The organism is Paenibacillus allorhizosphaerae, assembly GCF_042659105.1.
GTDB lineage: Bacteria > Bacillota > Bacilli > Paenibacillales > NBRC-103111 > Paenibacillus_G > Paenibacillus_G allorhizosphaerae.
This window is the reverse complement of sequence record NZ_JBHSRV010000001.1, coordinates 1,383,623-1,404,682: the sequence shown is the minus strand read 5'-3', so window position 1 is coordinate 1,404,682 and position 21,060 is coordinate 1,383,623. Positions and strand designations below refer to the sequence as shown.

Here is a 21,060-nt window from a genome sequence, read left to right as displayed (position 1 = left end):
GCGTTTTGTCCTTGCGGGTGGGTGAGGGATGCAAAATATGAGGTATGGTTTATGTTTTTGAAGGAACGAACGAAAGCGAGCTTGCTGCTGCTCATCGGCGCCGCATCCTACGGCGTACTGTCCACTTTCGTGAAGCTCGGCTACAAGGATGGCTTTACGCCTGGCGAAATAACGGGGAGTCAGGTCGCTTTCGGATTTATCGCTTTATGGCTGATGTGCATTCCTTATTATAGGAAGCTGAAGCAAATATCGCTCAAAGCGATTTTGAAGCTGACGGGAAGCGGCATATTTACCGGGTTGACTGGTATTTTCTATTATTTTTCGCTGCAAAATCTCGATGCATCGTTCGCCGTCCTGCTGCTGTTTCAGTTTACCTGGATGGGCATGCTGCTGGAGTGGATGCTTCACGGCAAAAAGCCGGGGCGCAATCAAATCGTCGCGATCGTCATTATTCTTGCGGGGACGCTGCTTGCGTCGGGTTTGAGCGGGTCTTCGCTTGACCGATTGAGCTTTGCGGGGATCGGACTTGGAATTCTCGCAGCCGCGAGCTACACGCTGAATATGTATTTTAGCGGTAGAGTGGCGACGGAAGTGCCGACCTTGTTTCGAAGCACATGGATGGTTACAGGCGCTCTGCTGATCGTGCTAGTTGTATATCCTCCGCAGTTTTTGTGGAACGGATCCATCGGCAGCGGACTATGGTTTTGGGCTTTAATCCTCGGCCTGTTCGGCATGATCATTCCGCCGTACTTGTTCGCCAAGGGAGCACCGCAGTTGGACACCGGTATCGCCGCCATTCTTGGCGCCGTGGAGCTGCCGGTCGTTATCGTGATCTCCAGCTTGCTGCTCGGCGAACGTACGGGCATATTGCAATGGCTCGGCATCTTGCTGATTTTCGCGGGAATCGTCGTATCCGAAAAGAAGAAACCGAAGGGCGCGGCCGCGCAACCGTAATCTTATTTTACCCATGACGGACCTTGAATTTCTGATCGTTTCGATTATGAATTCAGGTCCGTTTTGTATGCGGCTTTAGAAAACGGTTGATTACGGGCGCAGAATGGCAAGACGAAGCGGCGGCATACCAGATCGAGCGTAAAAAATTGGCTGCCGCCGCGCGTGTTCTTTACTATGTACCTGCTACCCAAAATTTGATATCCTGAATAGAGTTATAGGAAGTGCAACATTTTTAGGAAACGTTTCGTTTATAAGGTTGCAAGAGAGGGGGATCCCAGTGGTAGCGCCAGAATTAATCAAGGCTGCCCAATCGGGCGATCGCGACGCTCTAATTACCCTACTGCGAGAAATCGAGAATCATGTCTATCGCACTGCTTATTACATTCTGGGCAATGAGCAGGATGCATTAGACGCCGCACAGGAAGCATTGATACGAATATATACCAAAATCAACTCCTACGAGGAAAAAGCTCAGTTCAAGACCTGGGTGCAGCGCATCGTGACGAATTTGTGCATCGATAAATTCCGGAGAACGAAGCCGACCGTCTCGATTGAACAGCACGATCTGAGCTTTACCGACCATACGACGGTGGAAGACGAAGTGATGTCTTCGTATATAGCCCAAGACATCCGAGAAGCCATCGACAAGCTCCCGGAGCATCATCGTTCCGTGGTGGTGCTTAGGTATTTGCAGGATTTCTCGTATAACGAGATTGCGGAGTCGCTTGATTTGCCCATCAATACGGTGAAATCGTATTTGTTCCGGGCGCGGCAGCAGCTTCAGACGATCCTGCGCGACTATAAGAAGCCCAGAGGCGACGCGGTACGGGGATAGACGAACATACAAGAGCAATCGCGGTTGCTTGCCGGAGATAGCGGGAGCAATGACGAGATGGGATATACGAATCGTTAAAGAAAGGTAGTGTACGGGGATGATGTGTCAAGAGGTGATCGAGCTGATGCAGAGATACCTTGATCGGGATCTCGAAGAGACGGAATACCGCCGGATGCTCCAGCATCTGCAGCAGTGCCCGGACTGCACAGAGCTGTTTGAGCGTCTCGTGAACTTATCTCATGAGCTGGAATCGTTGCCCAAAGTAACGCCTCCGTTCAGTCTGGTCGACGCCATTATGCCGAAGCTGGAGCAACTGGAGGCATCCGGCGAAACGCAAGACTTTCGCTTGGCGCAGCATGCCGGAGCGGATGCAGACATGAATGCGGCGGCAGCGGAGCGGAAGGCGCCGGGCGGCTGGCGCAAAAGTATAAAAGATTGGATCTCCTTCCCGGTGTTTGGCGGTGTCGTAGCAGCCGGACTGGTTGTCGGTTTCTTCCTGTTCGGCCAGCCGCCATCCTCTGAGAAAGATGCCGGCAGGATCATGCTTTCATTGCCGAACGGCGGGTCGGAGCAAAAAGCGGGGAGCGCTGCGGACAGCGGTGCATCCGTGAGTACGAAAGCGGCTCCTTTACAGGAACGGCCGCCGGGCGATGCGAAGCCGGAAGCATCCGGCGGAAACAAAGCGGAGAAAAAGGATGCCGCCGTCGTGGAGAAATTCGCGCCGGCTGACGCTACCGCCCCGGCTGCGGGCGGCAATGCAGTGCCGCCGTCCAGCCCGGCGCCGCAGACGCAGAAGCCGTCTCCGAAGACGGTTGAGCCGCAGCAGAAGGCATCGGAGCCCGCGGGCAAAGCGCAGCCTCAGAATAACGCGGCCGAGCGCAATGTGACGCCGTCGACGCCGGCGCCGGGCGCGAACGCGGAGCAGCAGGGTGTATCCGCCACGCGAGAGCAGGCCGAGCCGGAACAACCGCAATCGCAGCCGCTTGCCGGCATAAAGCCGGAAGATGCGAAGTCGTTAACCATCGCTCCGAAGGCCGACGGTTCTCAAAAGGGCGGAGAGACCGCGGATAGCGGAGTAACGCCGGAACAACCGCCGGCGGCGGATGCCGATCAACGGCCCGCGGATGCGGTCGGACCGAAGCTGCCTTCCGAGAAATCGGGCACTGGAGCCTACGGCATTGCAGCCATGCCGTCCGCGTCTGCCCCGGTAACCGAGGTTTCGACCACGGACGGCGCATATAAGGCGATGATCAAGGACGGACGAGTGATCGTATACGACAAGCAAGGCAAAGAGGCATACGCGTCCAAATACGAATGGAAAGACGGCGACTTCAAAGTCGAGCTCGCCGATTGGTCTGCCGAATATAAATTGACATATCGGGTGAAAGCTTCGGATCAGGTCAAAACGTTTGTCATCGCGATGAAAAATTTGACGGAGACGGAGAGCAAACCTTGAAGCGGCCTAACATACAAGCAAGCTTTCAAGGAAAATTTAAAAAATTAGGCACAAAATGACGCACACATAACAGGCCGAGTACGTATATATAAGTATACGTACACGCGATTCACGTCGTATGACCACCTGAGCGGATCGTTTCTAGAGCTTTCCCTCAGGTGTTTATATAGATGGGTTTCGGACGAAGGGATTACGTCGAACCGCCGAGAGGCGGCTTTGACGTAATCCCTTTGTTGTTGGTATGATGAAAAGAACATAGATGACGGTTATTACGGAGACGGAGTTGAAGCGCGATGGATGTCAAAACGGCGGTCAGGCAGATTAACAAAGGACAGCATAAACCGGTATATGTTTGCTACGGACCGGAGACTTTTCTGATGCAGGAGTTCGTCGAACGGCTCACGGACAAGCTGGTGGAGCCGGGCCAGCGCGAATTTGCGATCAATAAATACGATATGGCCGAAACGCCGCTGGATACGGTGATCGACGAAGCCGAGACGCTGCCGTTCATGGTGGCGCACAAGATCGTGATCGCTTCCAATGCGCTTTTCCTTACCGGGGCGAAAGAAAGCGGCAAAGTGGAGCACAAGCCGGAACGGCTGCTGAATTATTTGAAAGCTCCGGCCGACTTCTCGATCATCGTATTTACCGTGGATGCCGAGAAGCTCGATGAGCGAAAGAAGCTGGTGAAGGCATTAAAGGAGTCGGATGCGCTGATCCCCTGCACGGTGTTGTCGGAAAGCGAGCTAACACAGTGGGTTCACCGCGAAGCGGAAAAAGCGGAGCTGCATTTTGCCCCGGGAACGGCGGAGCAGCTCATTATGTATACGGGCACAAGCCTTCAGGCGTTGGTCAAGGAGATCGAGAAGTGCGCGCTGTTCGTCGGAAAGGGCGGGACGCTGACGATTCCGGATCTCGAGCAGCTCGTTACCCGCAGCATTGAGCAAAATATTTTTCAACTGATCGAGTATATCGTTCAGGTGCGGCTCGAACAGGCGTTCACGATGCTGGCCGAGCTGTTGCGGCGCAAAGAAGAACCGATCAAGATCGTAGCGCTCATCGCCCGGCAAATCCGCATCATGTTTCAGGTCAAAGACTTGTCCCAGCAGGGCTACTCCCAGCAGCAGATGGCCGGGCAGCTTGGCATTCATCCGTATGCGGTCAAGATCGCGGCGGGACAGGCCGAGCGGTTCGAAGCGAAACGACTTGCCCAGCTATTGCAGCAGCTGTCCGATCTGGATTATCAGATGAAGAGCGGCAAAATCGATAAAGTGCTCGGGCTCGAAATGTTTTTGCTGAAGCTTGCCTCGTGAATTGAAAGGAAGATAACAAAAAAGACCATGTTCCCATTACAGGGACATGGTCTTTTTACAAGATCGGATGCAACGGTCAGCAGCGCTGAACGATTCCAATCTTCGCTTACTTGCCATTACGCTTGTGCGGAAAGCTGGTTCAGCTTCTTCGCTAAGCGGGATTTTTTGCGGGCAGCGGCGTTTTTATGGATCAAACCTTTGGTCGCTGCTTTATCCAGCTTCTTGCTGGCTGCGATCAGAGCGGATGTTGCCGTTTCAACGTTGCTGCTTGCGGCAGCCGTTTCGAAAGCTTTCACAGCAGTACGAAGAGCGGATTTGTGAGATGCGTTGCGCATACGGCGCTTTTCGCTCACTTTAACGCGTTTGATAGCGGATTTAATGTTTGGCATGACGTTCACCTCCTACTACAACTTGCAATAAAACACAAATCATCTTTGTTGACAACTCTTGATATTCTAACATGACCCATATTAAAAAGCAATAGAGTGGCAGGTGCGCTTCCGGAATCTTTTGCATAAGGCTGCCTTCTTTGTCAAACAATATACGAGCGAGAAAAGGATGAAGGGAGACGAGCAGATGGAAGCGGATTTGAGCGCATATTCCGTCAGGACGGATTTGGCTTTAGAAGCAAGAGACTTGGCGTCGGCATCGGAGCCGAATATTCCGGGCGTCATGTCGTCCGGATACGAGCAGGAAGGAATCAAGGTCAGCCTGATCGATATTACATCCGAACAAGGAGCGCAAGCGCTCGGCAAACTTCCCGGGCACTATATCACGCTTGAAGTTCCCGCGCTCCGGCAAAAGGACAGCGATTTGCAGGACCGGGTCGCCACTGTATTTGCCCAGGAGTTCGAAAAGTTTTTGCAAAAGCTGAACATCGCAAAAAACGCCAGCGTCCTTATCATCGGCCTCGGCAATTGGAATGTTACCCCCGATGCGCTGGGACCGCTGGTTGTGGAAAATATGACGGTGACGCGCCATTATTTTGAACTGGTGCCCGATCAGGTCAGTCCGGGCTACCGGCCGGTCAGTGCCGTTGCACCGGGCGTTCTTGGAACGACGGGGATCGAAACCGGCGAAATCGTGCAGGGTATCGTCGACAGGTCGAAGCCGGATTTGGTCATTGCGATCGATGCGCTCGCCTCCCGGTCGCTGGAACGGGTGAATACGACGATCCAGATCGCGGATACAGGCATTCACCCAGGCTCTGGGATCGGCAACAAGCGCAAAGGGCTCACGATCGATACGCTCGGCGTGCCGGTCATCGCCATCGGGGTCCCTACGGTCGTCTACGCTTCAACGATCGTGAACAACGCCTTCGATATGATGCACAATCACTTTAAAAAACAGACGGCGAACACCGGACAAATTCTCGGCTTGATGGATCATTTGCAGGAAAACGAACGGCTGCAGCTGGTGAAGGAAGTGCTGAACCCGTTAGGCCATGATCTGCTCGTGACGCCGAAGGAAATCGATCAATTCATTGAGGACATCGCCAACATCGTGGCAAGCGGTTTGAACGCTGCGCTGCACGAGGCGATCGATGTCGACAACGTTGCGGCTTTTACGCATTAACGCTGTGCAGCCAACCATAAAGAGCGGGTGCGAGTCCCACGAGCGGGATGCCTCGCTTTTTTTGTTGCAATCTAGTAAATGTTTACTCTCTTTTTTTGTTCGGTGCGGTTCTATCTTCTTCGGCCTCCTCATAGATTGTTTACTAGAGTACGGGAAAGGAACAGAAGGCTAGTGACCCATTCACGGATATGGCGCCTTCGACGGACGAATCGCGGTGTACTGAAAGCACTTGTATCGCGGCGAGCATCCAGGACGAAGATTGAGGAGGAATTGACTATGAAACGGCCGGCTGTGATGTTGAACTTGGAAAAATATGCGAAAACGGGACAAACCATAGGCGTTTATACGCGAACCCTCTCCTATTTAATAACAGGCTGTCTTATCTTTTTTATTTTGCTTGGATTGCTTGGTTACATTCAGTCCAAAGTGACAAGCACGACGCCTTCTTCTTCCATGAAAGGACTTGCTTCGTCGGTATCGAGCCGATTTTTCATGGACATGATGGGAATGGAGGTGCCGCATCTGAACACGGATCGGAAAGCGTTCACTTTCTCGCAGTCCAACGTATCCGGATTTTTGTTCTCGCTCCTTACCGATTTGAATCCGAAAGATCCGCGAACGCTCATCGCCAGAGAGGTTCCGGGGATGGCGCAGGACCGGGCCGTGCTGCTCAGCCCGTCGGGTTTTGCTGCGGATTCTCCCGAAGACTATACGCCGCGCTCCGATGTGTTCAATCCGCAAAACTTGGGGGACGCAGGCTCTATCACTGCCAATCCGGGCGCTCCCGCAAACGAGAAAGCTGGGGAGGTGCAAGGACCTTCCATACCGCATCCGGTTGCTTCGCCGCCGATTACCGCGGGGAAAAACGTAGCTTTCATCTATCAGACGCATAATCAGGAATCGTACCTTCCCGAGCTGCCGGGAGTCAAAGATCCGGACAAGGCATACGACCCGAAAAAAAATGTGACGCAGGTAGGCTTGCGACTGGCGCAAATGCTGGAGAAGGAAGGAATCGGCGCCGTTCATTCGGATAAAAACTATCCGGCCATCGAGAAAGGGTTCAACTACTATTATTCCTACAAATATTCCATGAAGACATTGCAAGAAGCGATTTCGGGCCATCCCGATTTGAAATTTTATTTTGATATTCACCGAGATTCGCAGCGTCGCGACAAAACAACGGCTAACATTAACGGAAAAGATTACGCGCAAGTGTACTTTATCATCGGCGGCAAAAATCCGAACTGGAAGCAAAATTACGAGTTTGCCGAACAGATCCATCAGGTGCTCGACACGAAATACCCGGGGTTGTCGAAAGGGATTCATGCCAAGTCCGGGGAAGGCAACGGCGTATATAACCAAAATTATTCGGAGAACAGCGTGCTGATCGAAGTCGGCGGCGTCGATAACAGCCTCGAGGAATGCTATCGTACAGCCGATGCACTCTCCGTCGCCATCTCGCAAGTGATTTTGAATGCGGAGAAAGTGGACGCGCCGGCACCATCGCAAGAACCGAAGAAACAAAGCTGATAAAAGCTTGGACGGGAGTGGGGAAAGATGAGACGGAACGGGTGGATCAAAATGGGAGGCGTCGCGCTCGCGATGGCCTTCTGCCTCTTTTTCGGCGTAACGCTCGCCGCGCAAGGAACGGAGCGGGTAGGCGGGCCGCTCGTCCGGAAGGAGGAACCCGCGAAATCGCGTTCTTATAGCGCAGCTCCGGCGGGGGCGAGCACCGCGGCGGTCCCCGTCAAACCAAAGGCGCCGGCTAAGCCCGCAAAACCCGAACCCGCGGCCGTTCCCGGTGGGGATACGGGCATCAACCGCGTAGGGAATAAGGCGGGAGATTTGCTGCAAATCGCGGCGTATCACAGCATCCGGTTCATCGTCGCGCTGTTCGAGGCGATTCTCCGCTAGCTTTTTTGTACAAGGAAAGCGGTCCATTGCTGCCGGCCTTCACAACTGCTATAATCAGAAGTATTGTAAATTTGCAGGTTAGTGAGGTTTTTGCCGACGATGGATATCCAAGCCAGACAGAAGAAAATAAGAAACTTTTGCATTATCGCCCATATCGACCACGGGAAATCAACGTTGGCGGACCGGATTTTGGAGTTTACCGGCGCACTCACGTCGCGTGAGATGCAGGAACAGGTGCTCGACCAGATGGATCTGGAACGGGAACGCGGCATCACGATCAAGCTGCAAGCCGTCCGTTTGAACTACCTCGCCGATGACGGCGAACAATATATATTGAATCTGATCGATACGCCGGGACATGTCGACTTTACTTATGAAGTATCCCGGAGCCTTGCCGCCTGCGAAGGCGCGCTGCTTGTCGTCGACGCGGCGCAAGGAATTGAAGCGCAGACGCTCGCCAATGTGTATTTGGCGCTGGATAATAATCTGGAAATATTGCCGGTCATCAATAAGATCGATCTGCCGAGCGCGGACCCGGAGCGGGTGAAACAGGAGATCGAAGATGTCATCGGTCTTGATTCAAGCGATGCGGTGCTGGCTTCGGCCAAGGCCGGGATCGGCATTAAAGAAATTTTGGAGCAGGTGGTTCAAAAAGTTCCGGCCCCGACGGGAGACACGGATAAACCGCTGAAGGCGCTTATTTTCGACTCGCACTACGATCCGTATAAAGGCGTAATCGTCTACGTACGGGTCATCGACGGCTCGATTCGCGCCGGCTCCAAAATCAAATTTATGGCGACGGACAAAGTGTTCGAGGTCATCGAAGTCGGAGCCTTCAAGCCGCGGATGGGAACGGTCGATTCGCTGGAGGTTGGGGATGTTGGTTTTATCGTGGCCGGTATCAAAACCGTCGGCGACACACGAGTCGGGGACACAGTGACCGACGCCAAAAATCCGACGCTGGAGCCGCTGCCCGGCTATCGCAAAATCAACCCGATGGTATTCTGTGGACTGTACCCTATCGAGACGAGCGACTACAACGACTTGCGTGAAGCACTGGAGAAGCTGCAGCTGAATGACGCTTCCCTAAGCTTCGAGCCGGAAACGTCCACCGCGCTTGGCTTCGGCTTCCGCTGCGGATTTCTCGGCCTGCTTCATATGGATGTCATCCAGGAGCGGATCGAGCGCGAATTCAACATCCCGCTCATTACGACGGCGCCGAGCGTGGTGTTCCGCGTCACGCAGACGAACGGCGACGTGCTCAATATCGAGAATCCTTCGCTCTTCCCGGAGACGGGAAAAATCGATTTCGTCGAAGAGCCGTACGTCAAGGCGTCGATCATCGTCCCTAACGACTATGTAGGAGCGATCATGGAGCTTAGCCAGAATAAGCGCGGCGAGTTCGTGAACATGGAATATCTCGATACGACACGCGTCACATTGACCTATCAAATTCCGCTGTCAGAGATCGTGTACGACTTTTTCGATCAGCTGAAATCGAGCACGAAAGGCTACGCTTCCTTCGATTACGAGCTTTCCGGCTACAGACAATCGAACCTCGTGAAGATGGATATTTTGCTGAACGGCGAGCAGGTCGACGCGCTGTCATTCATCGTGCACCGCGACCGGGCTTATAACCGCGGACGGATCATTTGCGAAAAGCTGCGGGAGCTCATCCCGCGGCAAATGTTCGAAGTGCCGATCCAGGCATCGATCGGACAAAAGATCATTGCAAGGGAAACGGTCAAAGCGATGCGCAAAAACGTTCTCGCCAAATGTTACGGCGGCGACATTTCCCGGAAACGGAAACTGCTTGAGAAGCAGAAGGAAGGGAAAAAGCGCATGAAGCAGGTTGGCAGCGTCGAAGTGCCGCAGGAAGCGTTCATGGCCGTGCTTCGAATCGACGAATAGATGAAACGATAACATGTGAGCAGGTGCTGCCGGATGGACCGAGCGCCTGCTTTTCACATGGGAAAGGAAGCTGCCGTGTTACAGAGAATACAGACCCCCAAAGCGGTGTACATTCATATTCCGTTTTGCACGAATAAATGTCATTATTGCGATTTTAACTCGTATGTGCTGAAAGGCCAGCCAGTCATGGATTATCTCGACGCGCTGGAACGGGAAATGGAGCAGACCGTGCGGCAGGTGCCTCCGGGCGAGATCGAGACGATCTTTGTAGGCGGGGGCACGCCGACCGTACTGCTGCCGGACCAGATGGAAAGCTTTTTGAACCGTGTGCGCACGTATTTTCCGACTCAGGCGCCGAACGTCGAATTTACGATGGAAGCGAATCCGGGGACGACGGATTTGGAGAAACTGCAGGCGATGAAAGCCGGCGGGGTCAACCGGATCAGCTTCGGCGTACAGTCGTTCAACAATGCGCTGCTCGAAGGAATCGGGCGTATCCATAATACGGATGATGTGTATCGGAGTCTGGAAAATGCGAGAGCGGCCGGCTTTACGAATATGTCGATCGACTTGATGTTCGGACTTCCCAAGCAGACGATCCAGATCATGCAGGACACGCTGCAGGAAGCGCTCGCGCTGAACTTGCCGCACTATTCGATCTACAGCCTTAAGGTGGAGGAAAATACGCTGTTTCATACGCTTTATCAGCGCGGACAGCTGCCGCTGCCGGAAGAGGACGAAGAGGTCGGCATGTTCGATCTCATCATGGATACGCTGCGCAGTGCCGGTTATGGGCAGTATGAGATCAGCAATTTCGCGCGGCCGGGATTCGAAAGCCGCCACAACATGATGTATTGGCGCAATCAGAGCTATTACGGACTCGGGGCGGGCGCGCATGGATACGTGCACGGCCGCAGGCATGTCAATATGAAAGGAGTGCAGCCCTATATTGACGCCACCCGCAAGGGACTGCCGATTCTCGAAATGAGCGATGTCGGCCGCGAGGAAGCGATGGAAGATTTCATGATGGTCGGTCTTCGGATGCGCAGAGGGGTGCGCGATGCGGATTTCTTGGAGCAGTTCGGCTGTAAGCTGGAGTCGGTATTCGGCAGCGTGATCGACAAATTTCTGCGGCTGGAGCTGCTGGAACGTACGGAGGAAGGCTACAGGCTGACCGACCGCGGCATTCCGCTCGGCAATGAAGTGTTCGGCGAATTTCTAGGCGTCGCGGAAGCAAAAAAAGATTGATTACTTATACGATTCGTTGTATATTTATTCATATATTTTTGACTTCGACAGACGAATGGTGGGATAGGCAGTGGTCGTTACATGCAGAAAAGCGACGGAACAGGACGTCGATAAATTATATGATATTATTCAGGGCTATGCCGAGCAAGGGATTATGCTTCCGCGGTCGAGAGAAGTGCTATCTTCCCAGATCGATACGTTTGTCGTCGCGGAGGACGAAGAACGGCTGATCGGATGCGGTTCTTTGACGAGGCTCGGACAAGACCTGGTGGAAATTCGTTCGCTCGGCGTCATGGACGGATACAAGGGAAAAGGTATAGGAAAGGCGATTGTGAACCGGCTTGTGCAGGAGGCGGGCGAACAAGGCATTCCGAAAGTGATGGCGCTGACGTACGAGGTTGCTTTTTTCGAAAAAAACGGCTTTACCGTCGTCCCGAAAGAAATTTTTCCCGAGAAAGTTTGGCGCGACTGCATTCATTGCAAAAAACAGCATTGCTGCGACGAAATCGCTGTGCTGAAAAGGCTTGATTGAACTTGACACGGACCCTTTGGGTCTGTTATTTTTGTATTAGCTTAGCACTCACCTGAATGGAGTGCTAACGATCCGGAGGTGAAAGTTATGTTGACCGAACGTCAGCGCCATATTTTAAGTGCCATCGTAGATGATTATATTCGTTCAGCAGAGCCGATCGGCTCCCGCAGCATTTCCAAGCGCGGTAACGTCGGGTTCAGCCCAGCCACCATTCGCAACGAGATGTCAGACCTCGAAGAGATGGGATTTTTGGAACAGCCGCATACTTCGGCCGGACGCATTCCTTCTAATAAAGGTTATCGATATTATGTAGACCATTTGATCACATACGGGCAGCTGCCGTCCAATGAAATCGAAGTGTTGAAGCAGTTTTTTACGGGGAAAATGCAGGAGATGGAAAGCGTTGTTCAGCAGGCGGCGATTATGTTGTCGCAGCTGACGCCGTATACTTCCATCGTGCTTAGTCCCGAGATGCTCAGCACGACGCTGAAGCATTTGCAGATCGTTCCTCTGAACGAAAGAACGGCTGTTGCGATTATCGTGACGAACACCGGACAAGTGGAGAACAAGACCGTTACGATCCCGGAAGGAATACCGATGCAGGAGATCGAGAAATTCGTGAACCTGCTCAATGCACGGATGAAAAACGTGCCTCTGCTTCATTTTAAGGCGAAGCTCTATACGGAAATCGCCGCCGAAATGAGCAGTTTCGCCGCAGGGTACGAAGAACTGCTCGGCATGCTCGATCAAGTGATCGACCGCGGTGAGGAAGAGCGCATCTTTTTAGGCGGTACGACGAATATTATGACGCAGCCCGAATTCAAGGACGTCGATAAAGTGAAAAGCATTCTCGACTTGCTTTCGGAAACGCCGAAGCTGCTCAGACTGTTCGACGACGCCGAATCCGACGGAGGCATCCATGTGCGGATCGGCACCGAGAACAAGTTGCAGGCTTTTAATGATTGCAGTTTGATTACGGCCAGTTATTCCGTTGCGGGCCATCATCTCGGAACGATCGGCATACTCGGACCTACGCGAATGGATTATGCGAAAGTCATTAAACTGCTGGATCATTTGTCCAAAGATATGACCCATCTAATGGAGCGATGGTATCGATGAACCCAGTGAACAAAGCGGGGCAGGAAGGCGAGGAAGCTTACGCCACGCTGCGCAACAATGCAGGTGCGATTCGGGCGATTTGCTCGGCCGTCGAAGGCACTTTGGGTCCGAAAGGGCTCGATACGATGCTGGTCGGCGCTCAGGGCGAAGTGATCATAACGAATGACGGCGTGACCATTCTGGAGACGATGGACGTATCGCATCCGGCGGCCCGGCTGCTCATTCAAGTGGCGCGCTCGCAGCAACAACAGGTCGGTGACGGCACTACGACGGCCACGGTGCTCGCAGGAGCGCTTGTCGCCGAAGGCGTCGCCCAGGTGACACGCGGCGTGCCGGTGGCGAAAGTCGTGCGCGGCATCCAGGACGGCGTCGCTGCGGCGCTCAACTCGATAGCCGGTCGCGCTCGGCTCATCGAAGGGCTGGACGATCCGATACTGTACCGGATCGCCTATATCGCCGGACGAGAGCATGCCGATCTGGCCGGTCTCATCATCGACGGGGCGAAGCGGCTCGGGCTGCAAAAGCTTCGGGATGCGTACTTTCGTTTCTCCGACGTCGTACTGTCGCACGGCAAGGCGCAGAACGAAGTATGGCCGGGGTTGCTGATTCAGAAGAAACCGGCGAACGCACAGTTCGACTTCCCGCCTTATCCGGCCAGCGTGCTGCTGTTTCAGGATGCATTCGAGCCGGAAACGGTCGATGACGAAGCGCTCATGACCGAAGCGGGCTTCCAGAAGCAGATGCAGCTGCGCGAGCAGTTTCGCGCCACGCTGGCGAAGCTGGCCGAGCTTCGCATCGGGCTGGTCGCGTCCGAGCGTGGCGTCGACGCGGAAGCGGAGCAGTTCTGCACGGACCATGGCATCATGGTCCTGCAGCGGCTGCCGCGCGCGGAGCTGCGCCGCATCGCGGACTATACCGGCGCGCGGCCGATTCGCCGCAGCGGACTGCTGAAGCCTGCCGCCGAGCTGGCAGGCTATCTCGGCTTCGCCGGGCACGCCGCTTACGACGAGCGACTCGAATGCGTGCGTCTTGCCGAAGGCAAAGGCCGCCCGCAAGTATCGATCGTCGTCGGCGCCAGCACGAGCGAGGTCGTCGGCGAGCGGCTGCGCATCGCCCGCGACGCGGCTTCGAGCGTGCAGGCGGCGCTGCGCGGCGGGTATTTGCCCGGCGGCGGGGCCGCCGAGATGGCCGCTGCGCACGAGCTCGAGCGGTACCGCGAGACGGTGCAGGGCATGGAGGGCTTCGGCATCGCCGCCGTCGCGCAGGCGCTGCGCAAGCCGCTGGCGCAGATCGTCGTCAACGCGGGGTACAACCCGCTGGAGAAAGTCGAGGAAGTGCGGGCTGCGCAAATCGCGGCGCGAAGCGATGGCCTTGGGATGGATTGCGATACCGGAACGGTGGCGGATATGCTCGAGCATGGAATCGTCGATCCGGCCGAAGTGAAGCTGCATGCGCTGCAGGCGGCGGGCGAGGTGGCTTGCGCCGTATTGCGGATTCATACCGTGATCAAGATGCGGCAGCCCCACTCGGAACAATAGCTTTTTACTTCAAGCGGTTTCCCGCCCAATCCGGGTGGTTACAATAGAAATAATGATGATCTTTTCGTGTATCGAATCGATCGCGGAGCACAGATGCAAACGGCTATGGCCGGATTCGGTTAAGGAGGTGACAGACATTGAATACGGAACAACAACAAAAAGCTTCCCAAGCGGAAGAAACGAGCGAACGCGAAGGGCAAGCTACATATGATGCGAATGCATCGGAACAGGCGGATGCATCGAATCACGCTGCCGAGGCCGGAAACGAACAGGCGCAGGCAGCGGAAGCTTCCGAGCCACAAGATGCTGTCAGGCAAGAGCTGGAGCAGCTCAAGAAGCAAGCGGAAGAAAATCAACAGCGTTACTTGCGGGCACAGGCTGACTTTGACAACTTCAGACGGCGTACAATAAAGGAAAAAGAAGATTTCGCCAAGTATGCGTCCTTGAAACTGATCGAGCAGCTGTTGCCGGTCGTTGACAATTTCGAGCGCGCGCTGGCCGCAAGCAAAGACAACAAGGATCAAGAGGCTTTGGCCAAAGGCGTCGACATGATTTTCCGCCAGCTCGATCAAGTGCTGGCCGGCGAAGGATTACAAGCGATGTCGGCAGTGGGAACTCCCTTCAATCCCGAATTTCACCAAGCGATCATGCAGGTGGAATCCGAGGAATACGAAGAAGGCATCGTTGTCGAAGAGGTGCAGAAAGGCTACATGCTGAAAGATAAAGTTCTGCGTCCCGCCATGGTTAAAGTGAGCTCATAGATAAACATTCCTACTAAAAATAAGCAGCGCAAACGATAAGGAGGATTCCTTTAATGAGTAAAGTAATCGGGATTGACTTGGGTACGACGAACTCTTGCGTAGCCGTGATGGAAGGCGGCGAAGCGGTCGTTATCCCTAATGCGGAAGGCAATCGCACAACCCCTTCGGTTGTCGGTTTCAAGAAAGACGGCGAGCGCATCGTCGGCGAAACGGCGAAGCGTCAAGCGATCACCAATCCGGATCGTACCGTCATTTCCATTAAGCGTCACATGGGTACGAACCATAAAGAAAAAATCGATGATAAAGACTATTCCCCGCAGGAAATTTCGGCTATGATTTTGCAAAAGCTGAAAGCCGATGCGGAAGCATATTTAGGCCAGACGGTAACGCAAGCGGTTATTACGGTACCTGCTTATTTCAACGACAGCCAGCGTCAAGCAACGAAAGATGCCGGTAAAATTGCGGGTCTGGAAGTGCTTCGGATCGTGAACGAGCCGACGGCGGCCGCACTGGCATACGGTCTTGAAAAAACGGAAGACCAAACGATCCTGGTATACGACCTTGGCGGCGGCACGTTCGACGTATCGATTCTCGAGCTCGGCGACGGCTTCTTCGAAGTAAAGGCAACAAGCGGCGACAACCGTCTCGGCGGCGACGACTTCGACCAAGTGATTATCGATTACCTCGCAGCCGAGTTCAAGAAAGAGCACGGCATCGACCTTAGCAAAGACAAAGCGGCCGTCCAACGTCTGAAGGACGCTGCGGAAAAAGCGAAAAAAGAACTGTCTGGCGTATTGACGACGACGATCTCCCTGCCGTTTATTACGGTAGTCGACGGCGTGCCGCAGCACTTGGAAGTCAACTTGACCCGTGCGAAATTCGAAGAGATTTCCGCACATCTCGTGGAAAGAACGATGGGCCCGACGCGTCAAGCGTTGAACGATTCCGGACTGTCGCCGGACAAAATCAACAAAGTCGTGCTGGTCGGCGGTTCTACGCGGATTCCTGCCGTGCAAGAAGCGGTGAAACGCCTGATCGGGAAAGACCCGCATAAAGGCGTGAACCCGGACGAAGTTGTTGCGCTTGGCGCCGCCGTTCAAGCCGGCGTATTGACAGGAGACGTGAAAGACGTCGTATTGCTCGACGTAACACCGCTATCGCTTGGGATTGAGACCGCAGGCGGCGTATTCACGAAAATGATCGATCGCAACACGACGATTCCGACGACGAAATCGCAAGTGTTCACCACATACGCCGACAGCCAGCCTAGCGTAGAAATTCACGTGCTGCAAGGCGAGCGCGCCATGGCGGCGGACAACAAGACGCTTGGGCGTTTCATCTTGGGCGACATTCCGCTTGCACCGCGCGGCGTACCGCAAATCGAGGTTACCTTCGATATCGACGCGAACGGCATTGTGAACGTGTCTGCGCTGGATAAAGGCACAGGCAAGAGCCAGAAGATTACGATCACATCCTCCAGCGGTTTGTCCGACGATGAAATCGACCGCATGATGAAGGACGCCGAATCCCATGCGGAAGAAGACCGCAAGCGCAAAGAGGTTGTGGAAGTCCGTAATCAGGCAGATCAGCTCGTCTACTCCGTAGACAAAACGATCAAAGACCTTGGCGATAAAGTGGATCAAGGCGAGATCGATAAAGCGAATGCGGCGAAAGAGAAAGTGAAGAAGGCGCTCGAGGGCGACAACCTGGACGAGATCAAGGCAGCGACTGAAGAGCTGACGCAAATCGTGCAGCAGCTTTCCGTGAAGCTTTATGAGCAAGCATCGCAGCAGGCGCAAGCAGGCGGCGAAGGCGCAGAAGGCCAAGGCGCGTCCAAAGGCAAAGACAATGTCGTCGATGCAGATTATGAAGTAGTTGACGACAAGAAGTAAGAAGTTATATGATAAAATCACGCGCGAAAGTCAAAGCCGGTCCGTTGGCTTTGACTTTCCGTGTGTTTATCCGGTATGTGAGCGCAAGGAATGGGAGTGTAAGCGATGAGTAAACGCGATTATTACGAGGTGCTGGGTGTCGATAAGTCATCCTCGCAGGAAGATATCAAGAAAGCTTACCGCAAGCTTGCCCGCCAGTATCACCCGGACGTTAACAAGGCGGACGACGCGGAATCGAAATTTAAAGAAGCGAAGGAAGCGTATGACGTCCTGAGCGACGATCAAAAGAAAGCGCAGTACGACCGTTTTGGCCATGTGGATCCGAATCAAGGGATGGGCGGCGGCGGACAAGACTTCGGCGGCTTCGGCGACCTGTTCGATATGTTTTTCGGCGGCGGCGGCCAGCGCAGAAATCCGAACGCGCCGCAGCGGGGGAACGATCTGCAGTATACGATGACGATCGAATTCAAGGAAGCCGTTTTCGGGAAAAAGACCGAAATCAACATACCTCGCACGGAGACATGCGATACGTGCCAAGGCAGCGGAGCGAGACCGGGTACGAAACCGGAAACTTGCGGCGTCTGTCATGGATCCGGACAGCAGGAAGTGATACAGAACACCGCTTTCGGACGCATCGTGAACCGCCGCGTCTGCTCGGCTTGTCAAGGGCAAGGCAAGATCATCAAGGACAAATGCGGCACGTGTCACGGTGCGGGGAAAGTGAAGAAGCAGCGCACGATTTCGCTGAACATTCCGGCCGGCGTCGACGACGGAGCGCAGCTTCGCGTCAGCGGCGAAGGCGAGTCGGGCACGCGCGGAGGTCCTTCAGGGGATTTGTATGTCGTCATCCGGGTCAAGCCGCATGAGTTTTTCGAACGCGAAGGCGACGATATTTATTGCGAAGTGCCGCTGACGTTTGCCCAAGCCGCGCTCGGGGACGAGATCGAAATTCCGACGCTGACGGAGAAAGTGAAATTGAAAATCCCGCCAGCTACGCAAACCGATACGTATTTCCGGTTGAAGGGCAAAGGCGTACCGCGTTTGCGTGGGCACGGTCAAGGGGATCAGCATGTGAAGGTCGTCGTCGTAACCCCGACTAGTTTGAGCGAAGAGCAAAAAGAGTTGCTGCGCGAATTTTCCCGCTTGAGCGGCGAGCAAACGCATGAGCAGCAGCAGTCGATCTTCGAACGGATGAAAAAAGCATTTTTAGGCGAATAATTACAGCTGCATACGAGAACGGAACGGACACTGCTGGCTTTTGGCGCGGCAGTGTCTTTTGCATATTCAAGGCGAATTTGCGGACAATAGAAGCAGGTTTTGAAAACCTGCTTGTAAAGTACAAATATGACGAAGATGATCCGGACAACGGACAACCGAATTGCAGAAGGAGGACATCCGACGTGGACTCGAACTTGAATCAAGAGCCGCAAGGCGGAACCCGTAAGCTGCCGATTGCCAAACAAGAAGATGTAGAATTCTCCGCTGAAGCAGCGGATCGCGACGATCTGGAAGCACTGGAGCGGGCCGAAGAGGCCGATGCAAGGCAAGAGCAGCAGTAGAAAGGATGAGGACGATGGCGGAAAGAGGCATTTTGGCCTACTTTCATTCTCCGCAGGAAGCGGAGGGCTGTGTATCAAAGCTGAAGGCACTGCGTGCGATCGATGTGCAAATCGATAAAATCGGGCAATATCCGGGACACGGAATCGATGAGACGTATAACCCGCTCAGTAACAGCGACTTTGCCGGGCTGGCACATTTGACCTTGGGTGCGGCGCCTTCCAGCCAGGATGCGCGTATATTGATGGCGGCGAATCCTGATGCAAGCGGGATGAGCGACGGCGGACACGATTTTTACACCGACGATATGACGCGCCGAGATACGCTGTTGACCGTTGTGGTGGACGAAGCCACGTTCGATCAGGCGCTACGAGTTATCGAAGAAGCCGGCGGCCGAATTTAGCCGTAAGTATTTTAGGATCGGCAATGCCGCTAGGGCATAACGAATGACCATCCTTTGGGTAATGAACGGTTTTCCGCGGTATCCTATTGCGGAAGGCCGTTTTTTATATCTTTCATCATATGAACATCTTCTCATCGCATGGACTGGAACGGAAGCTTTTCCGGCTTTTGCGGTAGATTGCCCGAATTTCGGCGTTTAAGCTGTTTTACCAGCGTACATAATTGTTGTATACTAGGATTTATGGCTTGTAGAGAATGATTGGGGGTTTATACCGCGTGCGTTGGCATGAAATTACGGTTCATACGACCGAAGAAGCAATCGAAATGATTTCGAATTTTATACATGAGCTGGGGGCGGGCGGCGTCTCGATCGAGGAATCGGGAACGCTCAACAAACCACGGGACACGTCGCTCGGGCAATGGTACGAGCTGCCGCTCAACGATATTCCGGAGGGCCGGGCCGTTATCAAAGGCTACTTTTCCGAAGGAACGAATATGGACCGGATTCTTGAGGATTTGAAGGTGTCGGTTGACCAGTTGGCCGAGTACGACATCGATACGGGACATCCCACCTATGAACTGAAGGATGTGGACGACGAAGACTGGGCCAACGCCTGGAAGCAATATTTCAAACCGCTTCGAATAACGGACAAGCTGACGATTAAACCGACGTGGGAGGACTATGCTCCGGCACCTGATGAAGTGATCATCGAACTCGATCCGGGAATGGCCTTCGGCACGGGCACGCATGCAACAACCGCGCTATGTTTGAAAACGCTCCAGGAAGAGATCAAGGGTGGAGAAGAAGTAATCGATGTAGGAACCGGTTCCGGCGTGCTGGCGATCGCAGCGGCGAAGCTCGGGGCGAAGCATGTGCTTGCGCTTGATCTCGATCCGGTGGCGGTATCCAGCGCAACCGAGAATGTACATCTGAACGGGATGGAAGATCAAATCACGGTAAAGCTCAGCGATCTGCTTCAAGTGCTGAACGAGAATGAATCCGGAACGGGTGCAAGCGCGCTCGGCGTGAAGCTCCCGGTCAAAGTGGTCGTCGCTAACATTTTGGCCGAAATCATCCTGTTGTTCGTCAAAGATGTGTATGACGTGCTGGCTCAGGGCGGCACATATATTGTGTCCGGCGTAATCAAGGCGAAGCAGGAACAGGTGGAACAAGGGCTGAAAGCTGTTGGCTTCACGATATCCAGAGTAAACGAGGACCAGGATTGGGTCGTCATCGTTGCTCAAAAGGGATAGGCGGTGTAACGGTTGGATTGGAACAGTTTCCTCCCTTTTCCGATAGAGCAGCTGCCCTTTGTGTTTCTGGTGCTGCTCATCGGATTTTCCGTGCATGAATTTTCTCATGCGTATCTCGCCGACCGGTTCGGCGATCCGACTCCCCGTTCGATGGGGCGGTTAACTTTAAACCCTCGCGTCCATCTCGACGTGCTCGGGATGATCTTTTTTCTGCTGATCGGGATCGGCTGGGCCAAGCCGGTGCTGGTCAATCGCAGCAAATTCAAAAGACCGCGCCTGATGGGGATCGCCGTTTCGTTTGCGGGACCATTCAGCAATCTTGTGTTGGCATTTATATCGATGCTCATTTTATTTGCGCTCTATCAATTCAAGCTGCTCGATAGTATGTCCGAAGGCGTCAATATGGCGATCAAGCTGTTTTTCTCCTTGATGGTTACGCAAAATATATTTTTGTTCATTTTGAATCTCATTCCGTTCCCTCCGCTGGACGGTTACCGGATCGTAGAGGATTTGCTGCCCCGCCGCTGGATGGCGAGAGTGAAGCAGTACGAGCAGTGGCTGTTCTACGCGATTTTGATCATGTTCTTTATTCCGCCGATTCGGGCGGTGACGCTGGGGCCGATTTTCGCTCAGCAGGATTCGATTATCCGGCTGTTTTCGACCGCGGCGGAGCATATTTTTGGATTTGCCGTAAGACTTTGACGACTGGCATTTTACGAGAAAAAGTTGTAAGATGAAGGTTGACCGTTTTTGCGTGTTTGCTGCCAAAACGGTCAGACCAATTATAGGGATCTTTGAG

At 53.9% G+C, this 21,060-nt stretch carries 20 protein-coding genes; 19 read left to right on the top strand and 1 reads right to left on the bottom strand.

Translation table 11 applies throughout. From position 1 onward, the window contains the following. The first annotated feature begins 51 nt into the window (after positions 1-51). The 4 genes from ACFQI7_RS06240 to holA all read left to right on the top strand — a co-directional run bounded on the left by ACFQI7_RS06240 (position 52) and on the right by holA (position 4,558). Positions 52-954 (top strand): EamA family transporter, encoded by a 903-nt coding sequence (locus tag ACFQI7_RS06240; protein WP_218098414.1) that lies wholly within the window; start codon positions 52-54, stop codon positions 952-954. Positions 955-1,231: 277 nt separating this feature from the next. Continuing rightward, the gene (locus ACFQI7_RS06235; RefSeq protein ID WP_218098413.1) at positions 1,232-1,789 is read left to right on the top strand and encodes an RNA polymerase sigma factor; all 558 of its coding nucleotides are present in this window, start codon (positions 1,232-1,234) and stop codon (positions 1,787-1,789) included. Between the two features lie 97 nt (positions 1,790-1,886). Further along, the gene (locus ACFQI7_RS06230) at positions 1,887-3,245 is read left to right on the top strand and encodes an anti-sigma factor family protein (RefSeq protein WP_329958216.1); all 1,359 of its coding nucleotides are present in this window, start codon (positions 1,887-1,889) and stop codon (positions 3,243-3,245) included. Between the two features lie 293 nt (positions 3,246-3,538). Beyond that, a complete protein-coding gene (gene holA / locus ACFQI7_RS06225) occupies positions 3,539-4,558 on the top strand; it encodes a DNA polymerase III subunit delta (RefSeq protein WP_218098411.1) in 1,020 nt (339 codons plus the stop codon). Between the two features lie 116 nt (positions 4,559-4,674). Here the strand turns inward: holA and rpsT are convergent, their stop codons facing one another. Continuing rightward, entirely contained in the window at positions 4,675-4,947 is a 273-nt protein-coding gene (rpsT, locus tag ACFQI7_RS06220) for a 30S ribosomal protein S20 (protein WP_218098410.1), read from the bottom strand. A 187-nt stretch (positions 4,948-5,134) separates the two neighbouring features. On the opposite strand from rpsT, the gene gpr reads away from it, so the two are divergent. From gpr to ACFQI7_RS06145, 15 genes are all read left to right on the top strand, one after another. Beyond that, positions 5,135-6,133 carry a GPR endopeptidase gene (gene gpr, locus ACFQI7_RS06215; RefSeq protein ID WP_218098409.1) on the top strand — a complete coding sequence of 333 codons (999 nt, stop codon included), beginning with the start codon at positions 5,135-5,137 and terminating at the stop codon, positions 6,131-6,133. A 276-nt stretch (positions 6,134-6,409) separates the two neighbouring features. After that, on the top strand, positions 6,410-7,663 hold the full coding sequence (locus ACFQI7_RS06210; protein ID WP_218098408.1) for a stage II sporulation protein P: 1,254 nt from the start codon (positions 6,410-6,412) through the stop codon (positions 7,661-7,663). A gap of 27 nt (positions 7,664-7,690) precedes the next feature. Further along, complete coding sequence (locus tag ACFQI7_RS06205) at positions 7,691-8,047, top strand: hypothetical protein (protein ID WP_218098407.1); 357 nt, start codon at positions 7,691-7,693, stop codon at positions 8,045-8,047. Between the two features lie 99 nt (positions 8,048-8,146). Next, entirely contained in the window at positions 8,147-9,958 is a 1,812-nt protein-coding gene (gene lepA / locus ACFQI7_RS06200; RefSeq protein ID WP_218098406.1) for a translation elongation factor 4, read from the top strand. A gap of 57 nt (positions 9,959-10,015) precedes the next feature. Next, entirely contained in the window at positions 10,016-11,206 is a 1,191-nt protein-coding gene (gene hemW, locus ACFQI7_RS06195; protein ID WP_218098696.1) for a radical SAM family heme chaperone HemW, read from the top strand. Positions 11,207-11,276: 70 nt separating this feature from the next. Then, a complete protein-coding gene (locus ACFQI7_RS06190; RefSeq protein WP_218098405.1) occupies positions 11,277-11,738 on the top strand; it encodes an N-acetyltransferase in 462 nt (153 codons plus the stop codon). A gap of 87 nt (positions 11,739-11,825) precedes the next feature. Beyond that, complete coding sequence (gene hrcA / locus ACFQI7_RS06185) at positions 11,826-12,857, top strand: heat-inducible transcriptional repressor HrcA (RefSeq protein ID WP_218098404.1); 1,032 nt, start codon at positions 11,826-11,828, stop codon at positions 12,855-12,857. After that, positions 12,854-14,395 (top strand): TCP-1/cpn60 chaperonin family protein, encoded by a 1,542-nt coding sequence (locus ACFQI7_RS06180; RefSeq protein WP_218098403.1) that lies wholly within the window; start codon positions 12,854-12,856, stop codon positions 14,393-14,395. The genes hrcA and ACFQI7_RS06180 overlap by 4 nt, the downstream gene beginning before the upstream one ends. Before the next feature lie 137 nt (positions 14,396-14,532). After that, positions 14,533-15,156 carry a nucleotide exchange factor GrpE gene (gene grpE, locus ACFQI7_RS06175; RefSeq protein WP_218098402.1) on the top strand — a complete coding sequence of 208 codons (624 nt, stop codon included), beginning with the start codon at positions 14,533-14,535 and terminating at the stop codon, positions 15,154-15,156. A 53-nt stretch (positions 15,157-15,209) separates the two neighbouring features. Then, entirely contained in the window at positions 15,210-17,048 is a 1,839-nt protein-coding gene (gene dnaK / locus ACFQI7_RS06170) for a molecular chaperone DnaK (protein ID WP_218098401.1), read from the top strand. A gap of 105 nt (positions 17,049-17,153) precedes the next feature. Further along, positions 17,154-18,266 carry a molecular chaperone DnaJ gene (gene dnaJ, locus ACFQI7_RS06165; RefSeq protein ID WP_218098400.1) on the top strand — a complete coding sequence of 371 codons (1,113 nt, stop codon included), beginning with the start codon at positions 17,154-17,156 and terminating at the stop codon, positions 18,264-18,266. Between the two features lie 182 nt (positions 18,267-18,448). Further along, the gene (locus ACFQI7_RS06160; RefSeq protein ID WP_218098399.1) at positions 18,449-18,607 is read left to right on the top strand and encodes a YfhD family protein; all 159 of its coding nucleotides are present in this window, start codon (positions 18,449-18,451) and stop codon (positions 18,605-18,607) included. A gap of 14 nt (positions 18,608-18,621) precedes the next feature. After that, entirely contained in the window at positions 18,622-19,008 is a 387-nt protein-coding gene (locus ACFQI7_RS06155) for a hypothetical protein (protein ID WP_218098398.1), read from the top strand. Positions 19,009-19,283: 275 nt separating this feature from the next. Further along, positions 19,284-20,261, top strand: a complete 978-nt coding sequence (prmA, locus tag ACFQI7_RS06150; protein ID WP_218098397.1) for a 50S ribosomal protein L11 methyltransferase — start codon at positions 19,284-19,286, stop codon at positions 20,259-20,261. Positions 20,262-20,273: 12 nt separating this feature from the next. Then, positions 20,274-20,963, top strand: coding sequence for a site-2 protease family protein (locus ACFQI7_RS06145; RefSeq protein ID WP_218098396.1), 690 nt, complete (start codon positions 20,274-20,276; stop codon positions 20,961-20,963). Positions 20,964-21,060: the final 97 nt, after the last annotated feature.